The organism is Micromonospora sp. CA-259024 (genome assembly GCF_050936255.1).
In the GTDB taxonomy this organism is placed as follows: domain Bacteria; phylum Actinomycetota; class Actinomycetes; order Mycobacteriales; family Micromonosporaceae; genus Micromonospora.
In genome coordinates, this window is sequence record NZ_JBNJND010000002.1 from 551,490 (window position 1) to 571,199 (window position 19,710).

14 protein-coding genes are annotated in these 19,710 nt (G+C 72.2%); 2 read left to right on the forward strand and 12 right to left on the reverse strand.

From position 1 onward, the window contains the following. Positions 1–48: 48 nt before the first annotated feature. From ACQEUX_RS21865 to prmC, 3 genes are read right to left on the reverse strand one after another with little or no spacing between them, the layout of a single operon-like run. The gene (locus tag ACQEUX_RS21865) at positions 49–660 is read right to left on the reverse strand and encodes a phosphotyrosine protein phosphatase (RefSeq protein ID WP_433051376.1); all 612 of its coding nucleotides are present in this window, start codon (positions 658–660) and stop codon (positions 49–51) included. After that, positions 661–1,308, reverse strand: a complete 648-nt coding sequence (locus ACQEUX_RS21870) for an L-threonylcarbamoyladenylate synthase (protein WP_433057049.1) — start codon at positions 1,306–1,308, stop codon at positions 661–663. Next, entirely contained in the window at positions 1,308–2,255 is a 948-nt protein-coding gene (prmC, locus tag ACQEUX_RS21875; protein WP_433051379.1) for a peptide chain release factor N(5)-glutamine methyltransferase, read from the reverse strand. Before prmC ends, ACQEUX_RS21870 begins: the two co-directional genes overlap by 1 nt. 73 nt (positions 2,256–2,328) lie before the next feature. On the opposite strand from prmC, the gene ACQEUX_RS21880 reads away from it, so the two are divergent. Then, complete coding sequence (locus ACQEUX_RS21880) at positions 2,329–3,876, forward strand: diguanylate cyclase domain-containing protein (RefSeq protein ID WP_433051382.1); 1,548 nt, start codon at positions 2,329–2,331, stop codon at positions 3,874–3,876. Between the two features lie 51 nt (positions 3,877–3,927). On the opposite strand, the gene prfA is transcribed toward ACQEUX_RS21880, so the two are convergent. Beyond that, complete coding sequence (gene prfA, locus ACQEUX_RS21885) at positions 3,928–5,016, reverse strand: peptide chain release factor 1 (protein ID WP_433051385.1); 1,089 nt, start codon at positions 5,014–5,016, stop codon at positions 3,928–3,930. A 132-nt stretch (positions 5,017–5,148) separates the two neighbouring features. After that, positions 5,149–5,373 (reverse strand): 50S ribosomal protein L31, encoded by a 225-nt coding sequence (gene rpmE, locus ACQEUX_RS21890; RefSeq protein WP_030333150.1) that lies wholly within the window; start codon positions 5,371–5,373, stop codon positions 5,149–5,151. Positions 5,374–5,648: 275 nt separating this feature from the next. Here rpmE and ACQEUX_RS21895 point away from each other — a divergent pair, with 275 nt between their 5' ends. Continuing rightward, a complete protein-coding gene (locus ACQEUX_RS21895; RefSeq protein ID WP_433051389.1) occupies positions 5,649–6,545 on the forward strand; it encodes an AAA family ATPase in 897 nt (298 codons plus the stop codon). 59 nt (positions 6,546–6,604) lie between these two features. Here ACQEUX_RS21895 and ACQEUX_RS21900 read toward each other — a convergent pair whose 3' ends face one another. From ACQEUX_RS21900 to thrC, 7 genes are all read right to left on the reverse strand, one after another. Continuing rightward, a complete protein-coding gene (locus ACQEUX_RS21900) occupies positions 6,605–9,997 on the reverse strand; it encodes a phosphodiester glycosidase family protein (RefSeq protein WP_433051392.1) in 3,393 nt (1,130 codons plus the stop codon). Between the two features lie 176 nt (positions 9,998–10,173). Then, positions 10,174–12,282 carry a transcription termination factor Rho gene (gene rho, locus ACQEUX_RS21905; RefSeq protein ID WP_433051395.1) on the reverse strand — a complete coding sequence of 703 codons (2,109 nt, stop codon included), beginning with the start codon at positions 12,280–12,282 and terminating at the stop codon, positions 10,174–10,176. Positions 12,283–12,578: 296 nt separating this feature from the next. Then, positions 12,579–13,523: a homoserine kinase gene (thrB, locus tag ACQEUX_RS21910; RefSeq protein ID WP_433051398.1), complete on the reverse strand. Its 945-nt coding sequence runs from the start codon at positions 13,521–13,523 to the stop codon at positions 12,579–12,581. A 64-nt stretch (positions 13,524–13,587) separates the two neighbouring features. Further along, entirely contained in the window at positions 13,588–14,832 is a 1,245-nt protein-coding gene (locus ACQEUX_RS21915) for an MFS transporter (protein ID WP_433051402.1), read from the reverse strand. An 11-nt stretch (positions 14,833–14,843) separates the two neighbouring features. Beyond that, the gene (locus ACQEUX_RS21920) at positions 14,844–15,119 is read right to left on the reverse strand and encodes a hypothetical protein (RefSeq protein WP_433051405.1); all 276 of its coding nucleotides are present in this window, start codon (positions 15,117–15,119) and stop codon (positions 14,844–14,846) included. Positions 15,120–15,217: 98 nt separating this feature from the next. Beyond that, entirely contained in the window at positions 15,218–18,484 is a 3,267-nt protein-coding gene (locus ACQEUX_RS21925; protein WP_433051408.1) for an efflux RND transporter permease subunit, read from the reverse strand. Positions 18,485–18,636: 152 nt separating this feature from the next. Next, positions 18,637–19,686 (reverse strand): threonine synthase, encoded by a 1,050-nt coding sequence (thrC, locus tag ACQEUX_RS21930; protein WP_433051411.1) that lies wholly within the window; start codon positions 19,684–19,686, stop codon positions 18,637–18,639. Positions 19,687–19,710 lie beyond the last annotated feature (24 nt).

Below are 19,710 nucleotides of genomic sequence, written 5' to 3' on the forward strand. Positions count from 1 at the left end.
CCTTTCACCCCGGGTTTTCCCCAAACCCGGAGGAAACTCGCACCAGGCTCAGGGCAGCAGTGCGCCGGCCAGCGGGTGGACCGTCTCCTCGATCTCGTCGGCCACCCGGCTGAAACACTGGTCGCCGCGACCCCACGGGTCGTCCAGATCGTCGGTGGACAGCGCCGAGGCGCCCAGCCGGGCGTCGTGCGCCGCCGCCACGAGGGCCACACCCCGCGCGTACACGGCCTCCGGGGTCGCCTCCCCGGACGGCAACGCGGCGGCGTCCACCGCGGCCAGCAGCCGGCCGAACTCACCCAGCACGAACGTGCGGGCCGCCGCGTCCGGCCGCAGCGCCAGCACGTACTCCTGCTGATCGGCCGTGGCGGTCAGGACCAGGTCGGCGGCGTCGATGTGGTCCGAGCGCAGCTTGCGCGCGGCAAAGCCCTCCACGCTCCCACCACGGCCGGTGACCTGCCGCGCCGCCGGCGGGTTCATCTCCTCGCCCGCGTGCCAACCACCCGTGCCGGCGCTGTGGCTGTGCACCAGCTCCTCGGCCCGAGCCGGGTCCTGCGCACGCCGCGTCAACCGCTCCCGCACCGCGAGGGCAAGCAGCCGCTCCGCCATCGGCGAGCGGCAGATGTTGCCCATGCAGACGTGCAGAACCGTGAACGGGGGCACTCAGACCCCCCGACCGTCGATGAGATCCGGCACAACGTCGCGCAGCTTCTCCAGGGGGATCGCGCCGGCCCGCAGCAACTGCGGGACCTCACCGGTCAGATCCACGATCGTGCTGGGCACCGGGTCCGGGCAGGGCCCGGCCTCCAGGTACGCCCGTACCGAGTAGCTGAGCTGGTCACGTGCCTCCTCGGCGGTCACCGCGGCGGGCTGGCCGGTCTTGTTGGCCGACGAGACCGCCATCGGGCCGGTCTCGCGCAGCACCTCCAGCGCCACCGGGTGCAGCGGCATCCGCACCGCCACCGTGCCCGTCTTGTCACCCAGATCCCACTGGAGGCTCGGCGAGTGCTCGACCACGATCGTCAGGGCACCCGGCCAGAACGCCTCCACGAGGTCCCGTGCTGCGCTGGGCAGCGAGAAGACCAACCCGTCCAGCGTGTGGCGCGAGCCGATCAGCACCGGCGGCGGCATCTGCCGACCCCGGCCCTTGGCGTCCAGCAGCGCCTTGACCGCGTACGGGGTGAACGCGTCCGCGCCGATTCCGTAGACGGTGTCCGTCGGGAGAACGACCAGCTCGCCGTTCTTGACCGCCTCGATCGCCGCAGCGATGCCGCGGTCCCGATCGGCGGGCGACCGGCAGTCGTAGAGCATCACGAGGAGTCAGTCTGCCACGCCGCCCCGATCGGGGCGTGCTGGCCGTCCGCCCGTCGGGACGCGGTGGCATAGCGGGGGCGGCCGGTGAGGTCCGGATGCTCCGTGACGGCGGTGAACAGGCCACCCTCGGCGAGCAGCCCGGGCACCGCCGCTTCGTGCGTGTCGTCGTGCTCGACCCCGACCACACCGCCGGGGCGCAGCAGCGCCGCCGCCCGGATGACGACCGGCCGGATCACCGCCAGGCCGTCCGCGCCGCCGAAGACCGCCTCCGCCGGGTCGTGCCCGGCCACCTCCGGCGGGACCACCACATCGTCCGGCACGTACGGCGGGTTGCAGAGCAGCACGTCCACCCGACCCACCAGGTCGGCGAGCAGGCTCGGCGCCGTGACGTCGGCCTCGACCACCTCGATCGGGCGGTCCCCCGCCGCGGCCCGCTCCGCCGCGTTGCGCCGCAACCAGGCCAGCGCGGCGGGGGACCGCTCCACCGCGATCACCCGTGCCCCCGGCAGCTCCTGGGCCACCGCCAGCGCGATCGCGCCGGAGCCGCTACACAGGTCGACCACCACCGGGTCGGGCCGACCCTGGGCCTGTTCGATGCCCCAGCCGGCCAGCAGCTCGGTCTCCGGCCGGGGCACGAAGACACCCGGGCCGACCGCCAGCTCGAGATGCCGGAACCCGGCCCGACCCGTCAGGTGCTGTAACGGCTCGCGCCCGGCACGGCGGCGCGTCAGGCCGTCGAGTCGGGCGACCTGCTCGTCGCTGAGGTCGTCGGCGAGCGCCAGTCGACCCCGGGGCACCCCCAGCACGTACGCCGCCAGCAACTCGGCTTCCACCCGGGCCGAGCCGACCCCGGCGGCGGCGAGCGCACGTGCCGCTCGGGCCACCGCGGCGGACGGGCGGGTGGGACCTGTCCCTTCGGGGGGGTGTTGCGGCAAAGTACTCACGACATAATCATGAAGCGTCGCGGACGACGTGACGAACGGGTGCGGGCAGGCGCACACGACGGGAGGTTGGCGGGTGGGCTGGCTCGACCGGGTCGATGACCAGGTTGACGCCCTCACGCACGCCCGGGCGTTGCAGGAGGCCAGCCGCTCCGCGGAGGCGTACGTTCTGCTGGAGCGTGTGATCCGCACCACCACCGACCCGGCGGCGCGGGCGGACGCGATGGTGCAGCGTCTCTCCGCGCTGATCAATCTCGGTCGGACCGCGGAGTTCACCCGGGCCATCGAGGAGGCGTCGGCGGCGGTCCGCGACCTCGCCGAGCCGTACCTGCACGGGCACCTCAACGCCCTGGCCGCGCTCGCCGCACACCACCAGGGCGCACTGGACCGCTGCGTCACGCACCTCGTGCGAGCCGCCCGGGCGCTGGGAGCCGTGGAAGACCCGGACCGGGACACCGCCTGGGGCTGGCACGACCTGGCGATGGCCTACAGCTACCTCAGCTTCCACGGGTACGCGCTGGGCGCCATCGAGCGGGCCCGCCAACTCGGGCTGACCGCCGGGATCCCGGAGGAGACGTTCGCCGCGCCGGGCATCCGGCTACGCAACGCCGTGGCACTGGACCACAACGGCGACAGCGACGGTTGCCTGCGGGTGCTCCGGGACGTGGCCGCCGACCTGGCCCGCTTCGTCCGCACCGGGCGGGCCGGCCGGCTGCGCCCGAGCAGCCTCGCCGCGTACGGCTACGCGGCAGCCCGGCAGGCCGCGCTCGGTGACCAGGTGGAGACCGGCGGGGACACCGAGCCGGCCCGGTTGATCAATCACGGTGGGGACAGCGCCCGCGCCCGGGACATGCGTCAGCTCGGGCAGGTGTGCCTCGCCGTCGCCGACGGACGGCCGATCGAGGCGGTCACCCGGTTGGACACGATCCAGGTGTCCACCGAGACGCTCGGGGCCGCCGAACCGGCCCGGCTACGCAGCATCGCACTGGCCCGAGCCGGGGACCACGCCGCGGCGCACCGCGCCGACCGGCTGGCGTTCCGGCTCGCTGCCCAGCGCAACGACCGGCTCCGCGACGTCTACATCGACGGCATCGCCGCCCGCATCGACCACGAGGAGATGCGCCGCGAGGCGGCACGGTTCGAGGGTGAGGCGTTGACCGACCCGCTCACCGGCCTGCCCAACCGGCGCCGGCTGGAGCGGTACATCACCGCCGTGGTCAACCGAGGCGAACGGGTGGTGATCGGTGTCTGCGACCTGGACGGCTTCAAGGCGGTCAACACCCGGCACGGGCACCACTCCGGCGACCTGGTGCTCCAGCGCATCGCCGGAGTGATCAACCGGGTGATGCGCCGGGGCGACTTCGTGGCCCGCTACGGCGGTGACGAGTTCGTGGTGGTGCTGCCGGACACCGGCATGGCCGAAGCCGTCGAGGTAGCCCGCCGGATCGAGGCCGCGGTCGGACTCGAGGATTGGGAGTCGCTGGTGCCTGGGACCCCGGTCGGGGTGAGCATCGGGTTCGCGGAGGTCTCCGGCGGCAGCGGGTTACGCGACGCGCTCAGCGTCGCCTTCGAGCAGGCCGACCGGGAGATGCTCCGCGCCAAGACCCGCCCCCGCGCGAGCTGACCGCCCGCCCGCCGTCAGCGGTGCCCTCCGCTGGGCGGCCGTGCGTCGCCGTCAGCGGCGGGTCAGCTCGGTGTCGCCAGCGAGTCGGGCCGCGCGGTCGGCCTCCGCCAGGGCGTCCAACACCCCGTCCAGCTCACCGCCGAGCGCCAGGTCCAGGTTGTACGCGGTGTAGCCGATCCGGTGGTCGGTGATCCGGTTCTGCGGGAAGTTGTAGGTGCGGATCCGCTCCGAGCGGTCCACCGTGCGTACCTGCGCCTTGCGGGCGTCCGAGGCGGCGGCGTCGGCCTGCTCCTGTGCGGCGGCGAGCAGCCGAGCCCGCAGGATCCGCATCGCCTGCTCCCGGTTCTGCAACTGGGACTTCTCGTTCTGGCAGGAGACGACGATGCCGGTCGGCAGGTGGGTGATCCGCACCGCCGAGTCGGTGGTGTTCACCGACTGGCCGCCCGGGCCGGACGAACGGAACACGTCGATACGCAGGTCGTTCTGGTCGATGGTGACATCGACGTCCTCGGCCTCGGGCAGCACCAGCACACCGGCGGCGCTGGTGTGGATCCGGCCCTGCGACTCGGTGACCGGGACCCGCTGCACCCGGTGCACGCCGCCCTCCCACTTCAGTCGCGACCAGACGCCGTTGCCACCCTCCGGCACACCCTTGGTCTTGATCGACAGTGAGACGTCCTTGACCCCGCCGAGGTCGGAATCCTGTGCGTCGATCACCTCGGTGACCCAGCCGTGCCGCTCGGCGTACCGGGTGTACATCCGGAGCAGATCACCGGCGAAGAGCGCCGACTCCTCGCCACCCTCGCCGGCCTTGATCTCGACGATCACGTCCTTGGCGTCGTGCGGGTCGCGCGGGATGAGCAGCTCGGCGAGGCGCTCCTCCAGCACCGGCAGGGACACCGCGATGGCATCCGCCTCGCCCGCGAAGGACGGGTCCTCGGCGGCCAACTCGCGAGCGGCGGCCAGGTCGGCGCGGGCCTGCTCCAGCTCGTCGGCGGCCTTGTGCAGCGGCACCAGCTCGGCGTATCGGCGGCCGACCCTGCGCGCGGTGGCCTGGTCGGCGTGGATGGCCGGATCGGCCAGCCGCTTCTCCAGCTCCGCGTACTCGTCGAGGAGACCGGCCAGACGCTCGCTGCTCATGCTGCGGTTGCTCCTTCGACGGTGCGACGCCGGCCGGACCGGCCCGGAAGGCCGGCGGCCGTGCGGAAACTGGTGAAACGCGGACGGCGCCCGCGTCCGGCGGAAAACCGGACGCGGGCGCCGAACGAGGAGCTACTTGGCCTTCTTGGCCTGAACCTTGGCGTACTTCTGCTGGAACTTCGCGACCCGGCCGGCGGTGTCGAGAACGCGCTGCTTACCGGTGTAGAACGGGTGGCAGGCGCTGCAGGTCTCGGCGTGGATCGCCCCGCCCTTGGCGGTGCTGCGGGTCGTGAACGTGTTGCCACAGGAGCAGCTGACCTCGGTGGTCACGTACTCCGGGTGGATGTTTGCCTTCATCTCGCCTCGGTCCTCTCGTTGGTGGTCGCCGGGTCGCCGTCACCGCTCGTCGCGCCGTACGCGACGGGCTCGGGCGTGAACCGGAACCGGTGGCCGATTGACCAGTGTGCCATGGGCCTGAGCCGACCCGGTAATCGGGCCGCACACCTCGTCCGGCATCGTCAACACGTGCCTCCCCATCCGCATTCCCGCCCCCCGGCGGGGCATTCATCCACCCGGCGGGCCGCCGCCGAGTACCCCGCCGGGGGTACGCCCGCCGCGTCGGAGGGGAGCAGATGACGCGCCTGATCGCCACCCGGGGCCTGCCGGCGTCCGGCAAGACGACCTTCGCCCGGACCCTCCAGCCGTCCGTGGTCCGGGTGAACCGTGACGACCTGCGCCGAATGCTGCACGGCGAGCGGCTCTTCACCCAGTGGGCGGAGGCGCAGGTGACCACCGTGCAGCGGGCCCAGGTCGAGGCGCTGCTGCGAGCCCGGGCGGACGTCTGCGTGGACGACACCAACCTGCGCTCGCGGACCCTGCGGGACTGGGCCGACCTGGCTGCCCGGTACGGCGCGGAGTTCGAGGTGCACGACTTCACGGACGTACCGCTGGCGGAGTGCCTGCGCCGCGACGCCGCCCGCCCGGAGGCCGACCGGGTCGGCGCGGACGCCATTCATCGCCTGCACGAGCGTTACCTCGAGGGGCGGGTGCTGCCGTTGCCGGTGCCACAGGCCCGCGCCGGACGGCCCGGCATCGTGCACCCGCCGTCGACCGAGCCACCGGAGATCGTCCTGGTGGACATCGACGGCACCGTTGCGCTGGCCGTCTCCCGCAGCCCGTACGACATGACCCGGGTGGGCGAGGACCAGCCGAACACGGCCGTGATCGCGGCGGTCCGGGCGATGCACGCGGCCGGGTACGGAGTGGTCTTCTGCTCCGGACGGGACGCCTCGGCCCGGGCGGCCACCGAGGCGTGGCTGGCCCAGCACGTCCGGGTCCCCTACCTCGGCCTGCACCTGCGCGCCGTCGGCGACTCCCGCAAAGACTCGATCGTCAAGCGGGAGATCTACGACCGGGAGATCCGGGACCGCTACCGGGTGGCCGGCGTCTTCGACGACCGCGTCCAGGTGGTTCAGATGTGGCGAGCCCTCGGCCTCACCGTCTTCCAGGTGGCGGACGGCGACTTCTGAGCTGTTGGGAAGGGCCCCTTCCGCCGTGGGAAGCGACGACGAGGGGCCCTTCCGTGCGATCAGCGGGTGGTGGTGATGGTGGCTTCGGTGCGGATGGTGTTGACGGTGACCATGAGGCGTACCGGGGGACCGGGACGTAGTGCGGTCAGCATTCCGGTGGCCGGATCGAAGCGCGCGGTGTGCCATGGGCGGACCCCGGCGCTCGGCCCGATGTGCACCCCTGGTGACCCGGACCAGTCGGCGCTGACCGGGGCGGCCACCGGGACGGTACGCCCGCCGGGCTGGGTCAGCGTGGCGGTGACGGGCACCGGCGCGCCGACCCGGACGCTGGCCGGGACGCTCAGCGCAAGCTGATCCACGTGGGCATGGACCTCCACGTCCACCCAGCGGGGCCCCTCGGCGAGCGGGTCGCGGCGGGCACGGTCGGCCTCGGCCGGGGTGACCGGATCCACGCCGAACTCCGTCCAGCCGGTGAAGCCGCCCTGCTCTGCCGGCGTCGACGGTGTCTTGCCCGCGTTTCCGTTGATGACGTAGGGCACCCCGTCTACCCGCTCGGCGTGGAAGGTGCCCACGTGCCCACCCACGAACAGCGCGCCCTTGCCGGTGCGGTGCTGGAAGTCGGCCAGCCACTGCTCCAGCAGCGCCGCCTCCTTACGGTCGCCGAGCTGGCTGGCCTTCGCCGGGCTGGGGTCGCGCGGCGGGTGGTGGTGCAGAACGACGACCGAACCGACCCGCCGGTCGGTGGCCGCCGCGTCCAGCGTCTCCCGCAGCATCCGCACCTGGTCGAAGCCGCCGCCGCGTAACGTCCCGGTGGACGAGTTCAGCGTGACGAACCGAGTGCCCGCGTGGTCGAAGACCCGCGAGGTGGCGCCGAACGCGGCCTGGAAGTTGCTGATAGGGGCGCCCATGATCTCGTGGTTGCCGGGCACGTAGTACCAGGGCAGCGCGTCGCCCAACTCCTCGTCGAGAATCCGCCGGGCCAGCGCGAAGTCGGCCGGGTAGGCGGTGTCCACGAAGTCGCCGTTGATGAGCAGGAAGTCCGGCCGGGCCGCCTTCACCTCGCGCAACGTCCGGCGGGCCTGGGCAACCAGGTCGCTGTCGGGGTCGGCGGCGACGAACTGGGCGTCGGAGAGCACCGCGAACCGCCAGGGCGCCTCGTCCACCGTGCCGTCGCGGACCACCACCCGGTCGGTTTGCGGCACCACCGGCGGCACGTCGACGGTCGGCGGCACCTTCGCCACCAGGTCGTCGATGATCACCTCGCTGGTGTACTGCGCGTCGGCGTTGGTCTCGGCCACGTAGAACCGGCGCACCCGCACCGGATACTGCACGCCGGCGGGCACCGCGAACTCCACGTACCGCCAGCCGGTCCAGGTGACCAGCGGGCCGCGCAGCACGTGCTGGGTGTCCTGGGCGTCGTGCAGGTGCAGGCTGGGCCACTCCCCCGTGCCGTTGCCGTGGATCCACATGCCGAACGCCTGCGGCTGACCGGGCACCTCGATCCAGGCCGGCGGATCGGCGTACGCGGCCCGGGTGCCGGTCGACTGGCTGAAGTCGTACGACATGCGCAGCCCGGTGCCGGTGTGACCCGCCGCCGGTGCGACCGATCCACTGGCCCGGGCCTGGCTGAACCGCCACGACGCGGCGTCGTCGAAGCCGGCCACCGGCACGTCGGTCAGCCCGACGGTGACCGGCAGGACCATGCTGGCCCGTCCGACGTGAACGGTGACCGGGCCGGAGCCGGTGTCCCGCAGCGCGGTCACGGCGAGGTTGCCGTCGCTGGACGGGGTGATCCGCAGCAGGTCCCGGTCGTAGTCGAGCCTCAGGTCGGCCGGCTCGATCGGCGCGGTGTTGCCTTCCGCGTCGTACCCGACCACACCGATCACGGCGTTGCCGTTCCGGCCGGTCAGCCCGACGCGCTCCACCGTCGAGTCGAGCCCGGCCAGCGGCCCAAGCACGGTGAGGCCCAGGGCGCCGCTGGCCCGGCCACGTGAGGCGGTGACCGTGCTGGTCCCCGGGGTGCCGGCGTGGAACACCCCGTCGCGGTCGACGTGGCCGCGTACCGCAGGGGTCACCCGCCAGGTCGGTGCGCCGGACGCCGGGCCGTACGTCTCGTCGTAGCCGGCCGCGGTGAGCCTGCGGGTCAGCCCGGGGAAAACCCTGTCCGGTCGGCCACCACGGACCGGCGAGACGCCCGGGGCGGCGGTGGGGTCACTCGCGGTCTCCACCCAGTAGCCGGCGAGCTGGCCGCTGCCCGTCGGCGCGTAGATGGCCAGGCCGTTGGGCACGGCCCGCTCGCTGCCGTCGGAAGGGCTGTTCTCCACCTGCACGGCCTGCGCGCCCGGCTCCCGGGCCAGCAGCGTGGACGAGCCGCCGCCGTCCAGGTTGAGCGCGTGGTGGGCGCCCAACTCGGCCATCATCCGGCCCATCTCGGTCTGGGTGACGCCACGGCTGTCGGCCTGCCGACCATCCACCGTCAACATGATCATCTTCCGGCCGTCGGCGCTGAAGCCGACTGCGGTTCGCGGTGCCAGCGCCGGGTCGGCGATGTTCTGGACGATCCCGTCGCGGACCAGCACGTTGCCGCCGCCAACCGCCGCGTGCAGGGTGCTGCCGTCGGAGGGCTTCGGCCGCCATGCCACCGTCACCGGGTCGCCGGGGCGGAGCCCGGCCAGCGCGTCCGCGCCGGCATCGCGGCCGAGCAGTACGGTGCTGCCGGCGACGATCGGGCCGGTGCCGGCGGTGGGCGCCACCGTGGTAACCCGGCCGCCGATCACGGTGGCCTCGACCACCCGGGCCGCGCCGGCCACCGCCCGCTCCCGGGAGTACGTCCCCCAGAGCTCGGTGAACGCGCCGACGCCGTCGGCCTGCACGAGGTTGTTGAACTGCGTCAGCGGAACCGGCCCGGTGGGCAGGGCGGCGGTGCCGTCGAAGTGCACCTCGATCACCCGGCCGAGCCCGTCCGCGGTGACCGCCACCGCGTTGCGATGCCCGCTGACCGGCGACTGGATGAGCTCGCCGTCGCGGATGCCGACGCCCTGGGCGGCACCGGAGTTGTTGATGTCGAAGAAGTCACCATTGACCGCGGCGACCGCGCGGGAAGCGTCCACCGCTTTTCGCAGCGGCTCGGCCCGACTGACCGCCCCGGAGTTGACGTAGTCGACGGTGGCTCCGCCGGTGAGGTCGGTGGTGAGCGCGTCGGCACGCAGCCACCCGTCGGCGTCGTACCGGTCGAAGGAGGTGAGCTGCACGCCCGGCGCCACCGGCCGGGTGGTCTTCGCGGTCTCCAGGCCACCGGCCGGCTCCAGGCCGGCGGCGGTCGAAGCGGGGGGAGCGACGGCGAGCGACGGGGCCGGCGGCGTGGCGGTCGCCGGTACCGGACCGGCCAGGGCAAGCAACGGCGTCAATAGCAGGATGCCGGTGCGACGGGCGGATCGTCTGCGGGTACGCATGGACGACAGTCAACCCGACAATGAATAGAAGTTTCAAGAAAGTCTGAGCCAATAGAAAGAAAGCTCCACCACCCTGGTGGGAGGCGAGCACGGTCACAGCAGAGCAAAGGGCGGACACGACGAGGGGGCACGGCCGCAGCGGCCGTGCCCCCTCGTCGTCATTCAGCTGGAGGTGGTTACTCCCCCGGCGTCGACTTCGCGATCTGCATCAGGAACTCGATGTTCGTACGGGACTGCTTGAGCCGGTCCAGCAGCAGGTCCATCGCCGCCTGCGAGTCCAGCGAGTGCAGCACCTTCCGAAGCTTGTGGATGATGGCCAGCTCTTCCGGTGCGAGCAGGACCTCTTCCTTACGGGTACCGGACGGGTTGATGTCGATGGCCGGGAAGGTCCGCTTGTCGGCGATCTTCCGGTCCAGCTTCAGCTCCGCGTTACCGGTGCCCTTGAACTCCTCGAAGATGACCGTGTCCGCCATGGATCCGGTCTCCACCAGCGCCGTGGCGATGATGGTCAGCGACCCGCCGTTCTCGATGTTGCGGGCCGCGCCGAGGAAGCGCTTCGGCGGGTAGAGCGCGGTGGAGTCGATACCACCCGACATGATCCGGCCGCTGGCCGGCGCCGCCAGGTTGTACGACCGACCGAGCCGGGTCACCGAGTCGAGCAGCACGACCACGTCGTGTCCAAGCTCGACCAGACGCTTGGCCCGCTCGATCGCCAACTCCGCCACCGTGGTGTGGTCCTGCGGCGGACGGTCGAACGTGGCCGCGATGACCTCGCCCTTGATCGACCGCTGCATGTCGGTGACCTCTTCGGGCCGCTCGTCGACAAGCACCACCATCAGGTGGCACTCCGGGTTGTTGCGGGTGATCGCGTTCGCGATCGCCTGCAGCACCATCGTCTTACCCGCCTTCGGCGGCGACTGGATGAGTGCCCGCTGGCCCTTGCCGATCGGCATGACCAGGTCGATGACCCGGGTGGTCAGGATGTGCGGCTCGGTCTCCAGGCGCAGGCGCTCCTGGGGGTAGAGCGGAGTGAGCTTGTAGAACTCCGGCCGGCGCCGCGCCTCCTCCGGCTCCATCCCGTTGATCGTGTCCAGCCGCATCAGCGGGTTGTACTTGTCGCGCCGCTGGTCGCCGCTGTTGCCGCCCTCGCGAGCCGCCCGCACCGCACCGGTGATCGCGTCACCGCGGCGCAGGCCGTACTTCTTGATCTGGGACATCGAGACGTACACGTCGTTCGGGCCGGCCAGGTAACCGGTGGTCCGCACGAAGGCGTAGTTGTCGAGCACGTCGATGATGCCGGCCACCGGGACGAGAACGTCGTCCTCGTTGACCTGCGGCTCACGTCCACCGGTCTCGGCAGCCGTCTCGGTACGCTCGCCGCGCCCGCGACGACGGTCGCGGAAACGGCTGCGCCGGCCGCGCCGGCCGCCACCCTCGCCGTCGTCGTCGTCGCTGTCCCGCTCGACGCGCTGACCACGGTCGTTGCGGTCGTTGCGGTCACCGCGGTCGTTGCGCTCAGGACGGTCGTTACGCTCAGCCCGCTCACCCCGGTCGGCACGGTCGTTGCGCTCGCCCCGCTCGGCACGCTCGCCCCGGTCGTTACGCTCCGCCCGCTCGCCACGATCGGCACGCTCCGCCCGCTCGCCACGATCGGCACGCTCGGCCCGCTCGGCCCGCTCGGCACGCTCCGGCCGCTCGGCCCGCTCGGCACGCTCCGGCCGCTCGGCACGCTCCGCCCGCTCGGCACGCTCCGCCCGCTCGGCACGCTCCGGCCGCTCGGCACGCTCCCGGCGATTCTCGCCACGGTCGGCCCGCTCGCCGGCTTCCGCCTCTTCGGCGCGCGCCTCAGTCGGACGCGCCTCGGTCGGACGCGCCTCCGCCGCTGCGGTCCGGCTCCGCCGGGTGCGAGGGCGACCCTCGGTCTCGGCGGCCGGCTCGGCCGGCGCCTGCTCGGTGCGCCCTTCGGCTGCCGGCCGCTCGGCGGTCTCCCGCACCTCGGCCCGCACCCCCTCACGGGTCGGGGCGGCCGCGGCCGCAACCTCGGCCCGCGGTCGAGGGGTCCCGGCGGCGTTGCCGCCCTGCCGCTCGGAGATCGCGGCGATCAGCTCGCCCTTGCGCATGCGAGCCGTGCCGGAGATGCCGAGCGACGCGGCCAGGCTCTGCAGCTCTGGCAGCAGCATCGCCGACAGACCGGTGCCGCTACGCCGACGACGGGCGGGAGCGGCGGCGGTGGCATCGCCAGCGACGTTGGAAACATCCGACGTCACGTCGGTGGTGTCGCTCAATGGATTCCTTCCCTCGATAAAGGCCGGGACTGCCCGGAGTCGGAACTCAGGTGGCCGGGCGGCCTCGGTGCACCCGCCTCGCAAGGACGCGTCGCGGGAGTCTGTGACACAGCAGCCGGTCGGTATCCCGACCCACCAACGTCGGTGAGCAGGTCTCGCCGTCTGCGGCGACCTGTGGAAACTGCGGTGCGGCGTGGGCCTTGGCAGGGGTGACGGGCTGACCGCCGAGAGCTTCGGGGGTGCGCCGCCCCGCAGGAGATCGCGTGCTTCGCGGCTGTGCTAGGTCTAGAGCGTAATCAACTCTTCCGACCTGCGGCAACAGGGTCCCGCTCGGCGTGTCCAAGTCTACCCCGGGCGACCCGGGCGCCGCTGACGTCTATCGGTAACTGCCAGATCTGCCAGTCTGTTCCCACCGAGAACCTCACCGGGGGCGCGCTGAGCGCCAGCACGGACGGCCCAGCCCCACTGACCACAGCCGCCACACCGGCCGCTCGCAACTCGTTGACCAGGGCAGACGTGCCTGGCATCCCGGCTGCGCGGTAATCCTGATGGAGCCGGTCGACGGTGGCCGGCAGCAGCAGCCTCGGGTCGGCGGTGAGAGCGTGCACCAGTAACGCCGCCCGCCCGGCGGTCAACGCAGCGTCGCCATGCGGCACGGTTTCCGGCAACGCGGCCCGGGCGGTCGCGGTCAAACCGCGCTCCGCCGGCACGAAAACGGTGGGCCGCAACCCGTCGGCGACCGGTAGGGACACGGCCCGGGCACCGGTCGGCTCGGACCAGGCCACCGTGAAGCCGCCGAGCAGGCACGGCGCGACGTTGTCGGGATGGCCCTCGATCTCGGCGGCCAGCCGAAGCACGCCCGCCTCGTCCAGCCGGTGCTCTCCGTCGGCGACCAGGGCGCGGGCCAGCAGCACCCCGGCGACGATCGCGGCGGACGAGGAGCCGAGCCCTCGCGCCTGGGGGATCCGGTTGACGCATTCCACGCTCAACCCCTCGGGATGGGCACCGAGCACGTCGAAGGTGGCCCGCATGGCCCGCACCACCAGGTGCCGGTCATCGTCGGGCAGCTCGCCGGCACCCTGGCCGGTCACCGCCACCCGGACCCGACCCGACGTGATCTCGGCGGCCAGGTCGTCGTAGAGCCCGAGGGCGAGACCCAGCGCATCGAAGCCGGGGCCAAGGTTGGCGCTGGTCGCGGGGACCCGGACCCGGACCGGCCCGGCGGTGAAGTTCGTCGGCACGCGCTCATGCTAGGGCTCGGCACCGACGATCCGTTCCGACGTCCGCAGCCTGGGACCGCGGAAGTCAGCCGGCCGGGTCCGGAACCGGCTCGGCGGCCTGGTCGGTGAGCGAGAGTCGGCGGGTGGCGATCCGCCAGCCGACCGCGTACACGAGGGTGATCAGCCCGCAGCCGGCGAGCACCACCCGTTCGTCGACGACGTCCACCACCAGGGCCACCGCGAGCTGGCTCACCGAGATCGCCAGCGTCGCGAGCATCATGTCGGTGGCGAAGACGCGCCCCCGCAACCGGTCCGGCACCTCGCCCTGGAGGGCGAAGTTCGACATCACCCAGTTGCTGCCGCCCGCGAAGTGCGCCACGAAGACCAGCAGCAGCACCAGCGGGAACCAACGGACCACCGATGCGCCCAGGTAGGACAGGCCGTAGAGCGACATGGACAACGCGAGCCCAGGCAGCAGCCAGGCCCGGTTGGTCAGCACCCGACGCATCAGGATCGGCCCCACCAACGCCCCGGCCCCGCGAACCGCGAAGAGCAGGCCGGCGCCGAGCGGGCCGACGCCGTACACGCCGGCCAGCAACGGGAACACGGTCAGCACGCCGTTGCCCAGACCGACCGCCGACTTCACCGTGACCAGTGCGAGCACCCGGGGCCGGTGCCCGATGTAGCCGAGCGCCTCGCGGACCGCCGCCCAGGTCCGCTGGGCCGGCTGGTCGGCGTCCCGGGGTGCCTGCAACGGCCGACGGATCCGCGTGGCGAGGCCGGCGGCGAGCGCCAGGCCCACCGCCGCCACCCAGAAGCAGGCGTACGGGCCGGCAGCGGTGCTGAGCACGCCGCCGAGCGAGGCGCCAACCACCGTCATGGTGCCCCAGGCCGAGCCGGCGATGGCGTTACCGGCGGCGAGCTCATGCGGCTGGAGCACATTGGGCAGCGCGGCCTGGGCGGCCGGCGAGTAGAACGCCTTGGCGACCGCCACCACGCCGATCGCGACCAGCGCCAGCCACGCCGTTCCCGCGCCCCGCACGCCGAGCAGCAGCAACACACCCGCCAGCGCGGCCACGTTCGCGGCGATCATGATCTTCCGCCGGTCGAAGCGGTCGGCGATCGTGCCGGTGTACGGCAGCAGCAGCGCCACGATGCCCGTGTCCACCGCCAACACCAGGGCGCCCCAGACTCCGCTGCCGGTCAGGTGCGGCAGCAGCACCAGCAGGGGCACCATGACGAACCAGTCGGCGCCGAAGACCACCAACTCGGCGAGGAACAGGTTGCGGAAGCTCCGATTGCCGGTCAGGACCGAGAGGGTGGATGCCACGGAGCGGCACCCTACCCGGTCGGGTCGGGGCCCACACCCGCTCTCAGCAGCGCCGAGACCGTGACGAAGATGACGCCCCGCGCCCGCAGCCCGTTGATCATGTCGGTCGGGCCGCGTGCGATCAGTCGCCTCCGCGCGACCACGTCGTGTCCGAACACGATGGTGCCCGGCCGGACAGCAGCCGCGATCCGCAGGGCACGCCCGGCCGGATCGCCGGGAAACTCGCGCACCGCCACGGAGTCCACTGCGGTGCGGCGAGCGGCATCCGGTGAGGGGTGCTCCACCATGCCTCGGACGTCCCCACGCCGACGGCCACACCACCGGCCGGTGAACCCTGAACGCCCCCGGCAGGCTCTGCCGGGGGCGTTCAGAGGTGCGCCGTGACCTACGCGGTCGGCTCGGACGGAGGCAGTGGTGAGGTGCGACTACGGGGCAGTCGCAGCACCTCGAACTGGTCCGTGCCATCCACGAGCGCCCCCGACGGGACGGGTCGCCCGGCCGGCTGTGCCCCCTCGGCCGGCGCCGGGACAGGCCCGCCGCTCGGCACCGCGACCTGGTTCGGGCCCGCCACCTCGTCGGTCACCGCCGGGCCACTGGAACGCCGCCGGCTGCGCCGAGCCCGCAGCGACTCCTTGGTGTGCTCCACCATCGTGTACAGCGTCGGTACCAGGATCAGCGTCAGCAGCGTCGAGCTGAGCAGACCACCGATCACCACGACCGCCAGCGGCTGGGAGATGAAGCCACCCTCACCGGTCAACCCGAGCGCCATCGGCAGCAGCGCGAAGATGGTCGCCACCGCGGTCATCAGGATGGGGCGCAGCCGGCGCCGACCACCCTCGACCACCGCTTCCCGGACACCCATGCCCTGCGCCCGGTACTGGTTGATCAGGTCGAGCAACACGATCGCGTTGGTCACCACGATGCCGACCAGCATCAGCACACCGATCAACGCCGGCACGCCGAGCGGCGTTCCGGTGATCAGCAGCAGGCCGATCGCACCGGTCGCCGCGAACGGGATGGAGATCAGCAGGATCAGCGCCTGGGTGAGGCTACGGAACGTGGCCACCATGATCAGGAAGACGATCGCGATCGCGGCCAGGACCGCCAGGCCCAGGTCGCCGAACGCGTCCGCCTGATCAGCGCTGACACCGCCGATGGTGAAGCTCGCACCCGGTACGTCGATGCCGTCCAGCCGCTTCTGCAGCTCCTGACTGGTCGCACCCAGGTTCGAGCCGGTCGCCGTGCCGGTCACCGAGACGCTGCGCTCACCGTCGATCCGGGTGACCTGCTGCGGCCCCTCGGCCTGCGTGACGTCCGCGATGTCGTCCAGCTTGACCGGACCCACCGGCAGCGCCCGCAGCTCCTCCAGCGACATCGGCGGCTGCGCGCCCAGCCGCAGCACCACGTTCTGTTGCTGGCCGTCGAGCGCGACCTGTCCCACCGGCGTTCCCCGGAACGCCTGCGACACGAGCTGCCCCACGGCAGCCTCGGTGAGCCCGGCCCGACCGGCGGCGACGCGGTCGACCGTCACGTCGACCCGCGGCACCCGCTCAGCCAGGCTGGTGGAGACATCCTCGACGTCCGGGACACCGGCCATCGCCGCCCGGGCCTCCTCGGCGGCCCGGGTCAGCACCTCCGGGTCGCTGGCCTGGACGATCACCTCCAGCTGGCTGGTCGACGCCTCCTGCCCGCCACCGAAGCTGATCTCTCCCACGCCGGTGCCGAGCTTGTCGAACTCCTTGCGGAGCACCTCACGCATCTGCTTCGCGTCGGTGTCACCGTCGAGCGCCAGCGACCAGCTGGCGACGTTGTTGCCGCCGCCGCCCGCCCACGGGTTGTCCCCACCGCCCGCGGTCACCTGGTACGTCTCGACGCCCTCGGTGCGCGACAGCACCGACTCGACCTGCTTGGCCGCCGCGTCGGTGGCCGCCAGGCCACTGCCGGCGGGCAGCTCCTGGCTCATGTTCAGGGTGTCCTGGCCGGAGTCGTCCAGGAAGTTGGTCTCCAGCTTCTGCGCGAGGCCGAAGGTGGCGAAGAGCACCAGCAGGCCGAGCCCGACGGTGATCCAGCGGGTCGACCGCTCGCGGGTGGCGAACCCGATCACCGGCAGGTACGCCCGCTGCAACGGGCTGCGCAGTTCCTTGTCCTCCGCATCGCGCCGCACCGCCTCGTCGTCCGCGGTGCCGCCGCGCGGCTTGAGGAACCAGTACGCGAGGACCGGGATCACGGTCAGCGACACCAACAGCGAGGCGAGCAGCGCCACCGTCACGGTGATCGCGAACGGCGCGAAGAGCTGGCCCACGAACCCGCCGACCAACGCGATCGGGGCGAACACCGCCACCGTGGTGAGGGTGGACGCGGTCACCGCACCCGCCACCTCACGAACGCCGGTGATGATGGCGTGTCGCTTCTCCTCGCCGTACTCGAGATGTCGTTTGATGTTCTCCAACACCACGATCGAGTCGTCCACCACCCGGCCGACCGCGATGGTAAGTGCGCCGAGGGTGAGCAGGTTGAGCGAGTAGTCGCCGATCCACAGGGCGATCAGCGCCACCAGCACCGAGAGCGGGATGGAGACGGCGGTGACGACCGTCGAGCGCACCGACAGCAGGAAGACCAGGATGACGATGACCGCCATCACCAGGCCCAGCAGGCCCTCGGTGGTCAGCGACTCGATGGACTTCTCGACGAACGGCGCCTGGTCGAAGACCACGGTCAACTCGGCGCCGGAGGCGTCCTTCAGGTCGGCGAGCCGGTCGCGGATCTCGTGCGAGATCTGCACGGCGTTGCCGTCCGGCGCGGCGGTGACCGCGATGCCGAGGCTGTCCTTGCCGTTGGTCCGGGTGATCGCGGTGGCCGGAGCGAGCTGCTGCTCGACGGTCGCCACGTCAGCGAGGCGGACGGGTGTCGCGCCCGGGGCGACAACGATGCCGCGCAGGTCCTCCAGGGTGGCGATCGGCGTGCCGACCTGCACCGGAAGGGCCAGCGTTCCGTCGGTCACCGTACCCGCCGGAACCGCCACACCGTTGGTCTTCAGCGCGGCGCCGATCGCCGTCGGCTGGATCTGCGCCGCGGCCAGCTTCGCCGGGTCCGGGGTGACCACCACCACGTCGTCGCGGGTGCCGGTCACCTCGACCGTGCGAACCCCCTCGACGCCCTCCAGCTCCGGCACCACCGTCGCGCGCAGCTTCTCCGCGAGCGCCCGCTCGTCCGCCGTACCGGCCGCGGCTAGGACCACCGCCGGCAGGTCGTCGGTGCTACCCGCGATGACCTGCGGGTCGACGCTCTCTGGAAGTTGGGCGTCGATCCGGCTCAGCGCGGTCTGCATCTTGTTGACCACGTCGTCCAGGTCGGTGCCGAACTCGTACGTGACCTGGACGGTGGCCGCCCCCTCGCGGGACGTGGAGGTGATCTTGTCCAGCCCGGGAATGCCCTGGAGGGCGTTCTCGATCGGCTCGGTCACCTGCGACTCGACGATCTCGGGGCCGGCGCCGGGGTAGGGAGCCACGATGAACGCGGCCGGGAACTCGAGCGACGGCAGCAGTTGCTGCTTCAGCGACGGCACGGCGAACGCTCCGAACACCGTGGTCACCACCGCGATGAGGGCAATCAGCCCTCGGTTGGCGAGGCTGAATCTGGCGAGCAGCGACATCGGCCTGGCTCACTCCTGAACGAGAATGCGGGCGGGGATAACCGAAAGTGTGCCGGACTCGATCAACCGGACCCCCGCCGCCCCACGCCGTCCCGAAGAACCGCCTGCCCACCGCCGGTCACCACCGATCGGCCGGGCCGGCGGTGAAGTGCTCAGGCCAGATCGAGGGCGCGGGCCGCGGCCATCGGGTCGTTCTGGATGGTCAGCGGCGCCGGCGCGGTGGAGATCGCCCATTCCGGGTCCTTCAGCCCATGGCCGGTCACCGTGCAGACCACCGTCGAACCGGGCGGCACCGCGCCCGCCGCGGCCTGCTGGAGCAGGCCGGCCACGCTGGCCGCGCTGCCCAGCTCGACGAAGACCCCCACCTCACGGGCGAGCAGCCGGTACGCGGAGAGGATCTCCCGGTCGGTCACGGCGGCGATCAGGCCACCGGAGGCGTCCCGGGCGTCCAACGCCTTGGTCCAACTCGCCGGGTTGCCGATCCGGATCGCGGTGGCGATGGTCGACGGCTCCGGGACCACCTGGCCGGTCACGATCGGAGCCGCCCCGGCGGCCTGGAAGCCGTACATCTTCGGCGCCCGGGTGGTGGTGCCGGCGGCGTGCTCCTCCGCATACCCCATCCAGTAGGCGGAAATGTTGCCGGCGTTACCGACCGGCAGGCAGTGGATGTCGGGCGCATCACCGAGCGCCTCGACGATCTCGAAGGCGGCGGTCTTCTGGCCGTGCAACCGGTCGATGTTGACCGAGTTGACCAACGCGACCGGGTGGTCCTGAGCCAACTTCGCGGCGAGCGACAGGCAGTCGTCGAAGTTGCCGCTCACCTGGAGCAGCTTCGCGCCGTGCACCAGCGCCTGGGCCAGCTTGCCCAACGCGATCTTGCCCTGCGGCACCAGCACCGCGCAGGTCAGCCCGGCCCGAGCCGCGTACGCCGCGGCGGAGGCGCTGGTGTTGCCGGTGGAGGCGCAGATGATGGCCTTGTTGCCGGCCTCGACCGCCTTGGACACCGCGAGGGTCATCCCCCGGTCCTTGAATGAGCCGGTCGGGTTGGCGCCCTCCACCTTGAGGTGCACGTCGCAACCGATCCGGGCGGACAGCACCGGCGCGGGCAACAGCGGGGTGTTCCCCTCGTGCAGCGTGACGACCGGCGTGGCCGGGGTGACCGGCAGCCGATCCCGGTACGCCTCGATCAGACCCCGCCACATGTCGTTCTCCTCGCCTCTACCGCC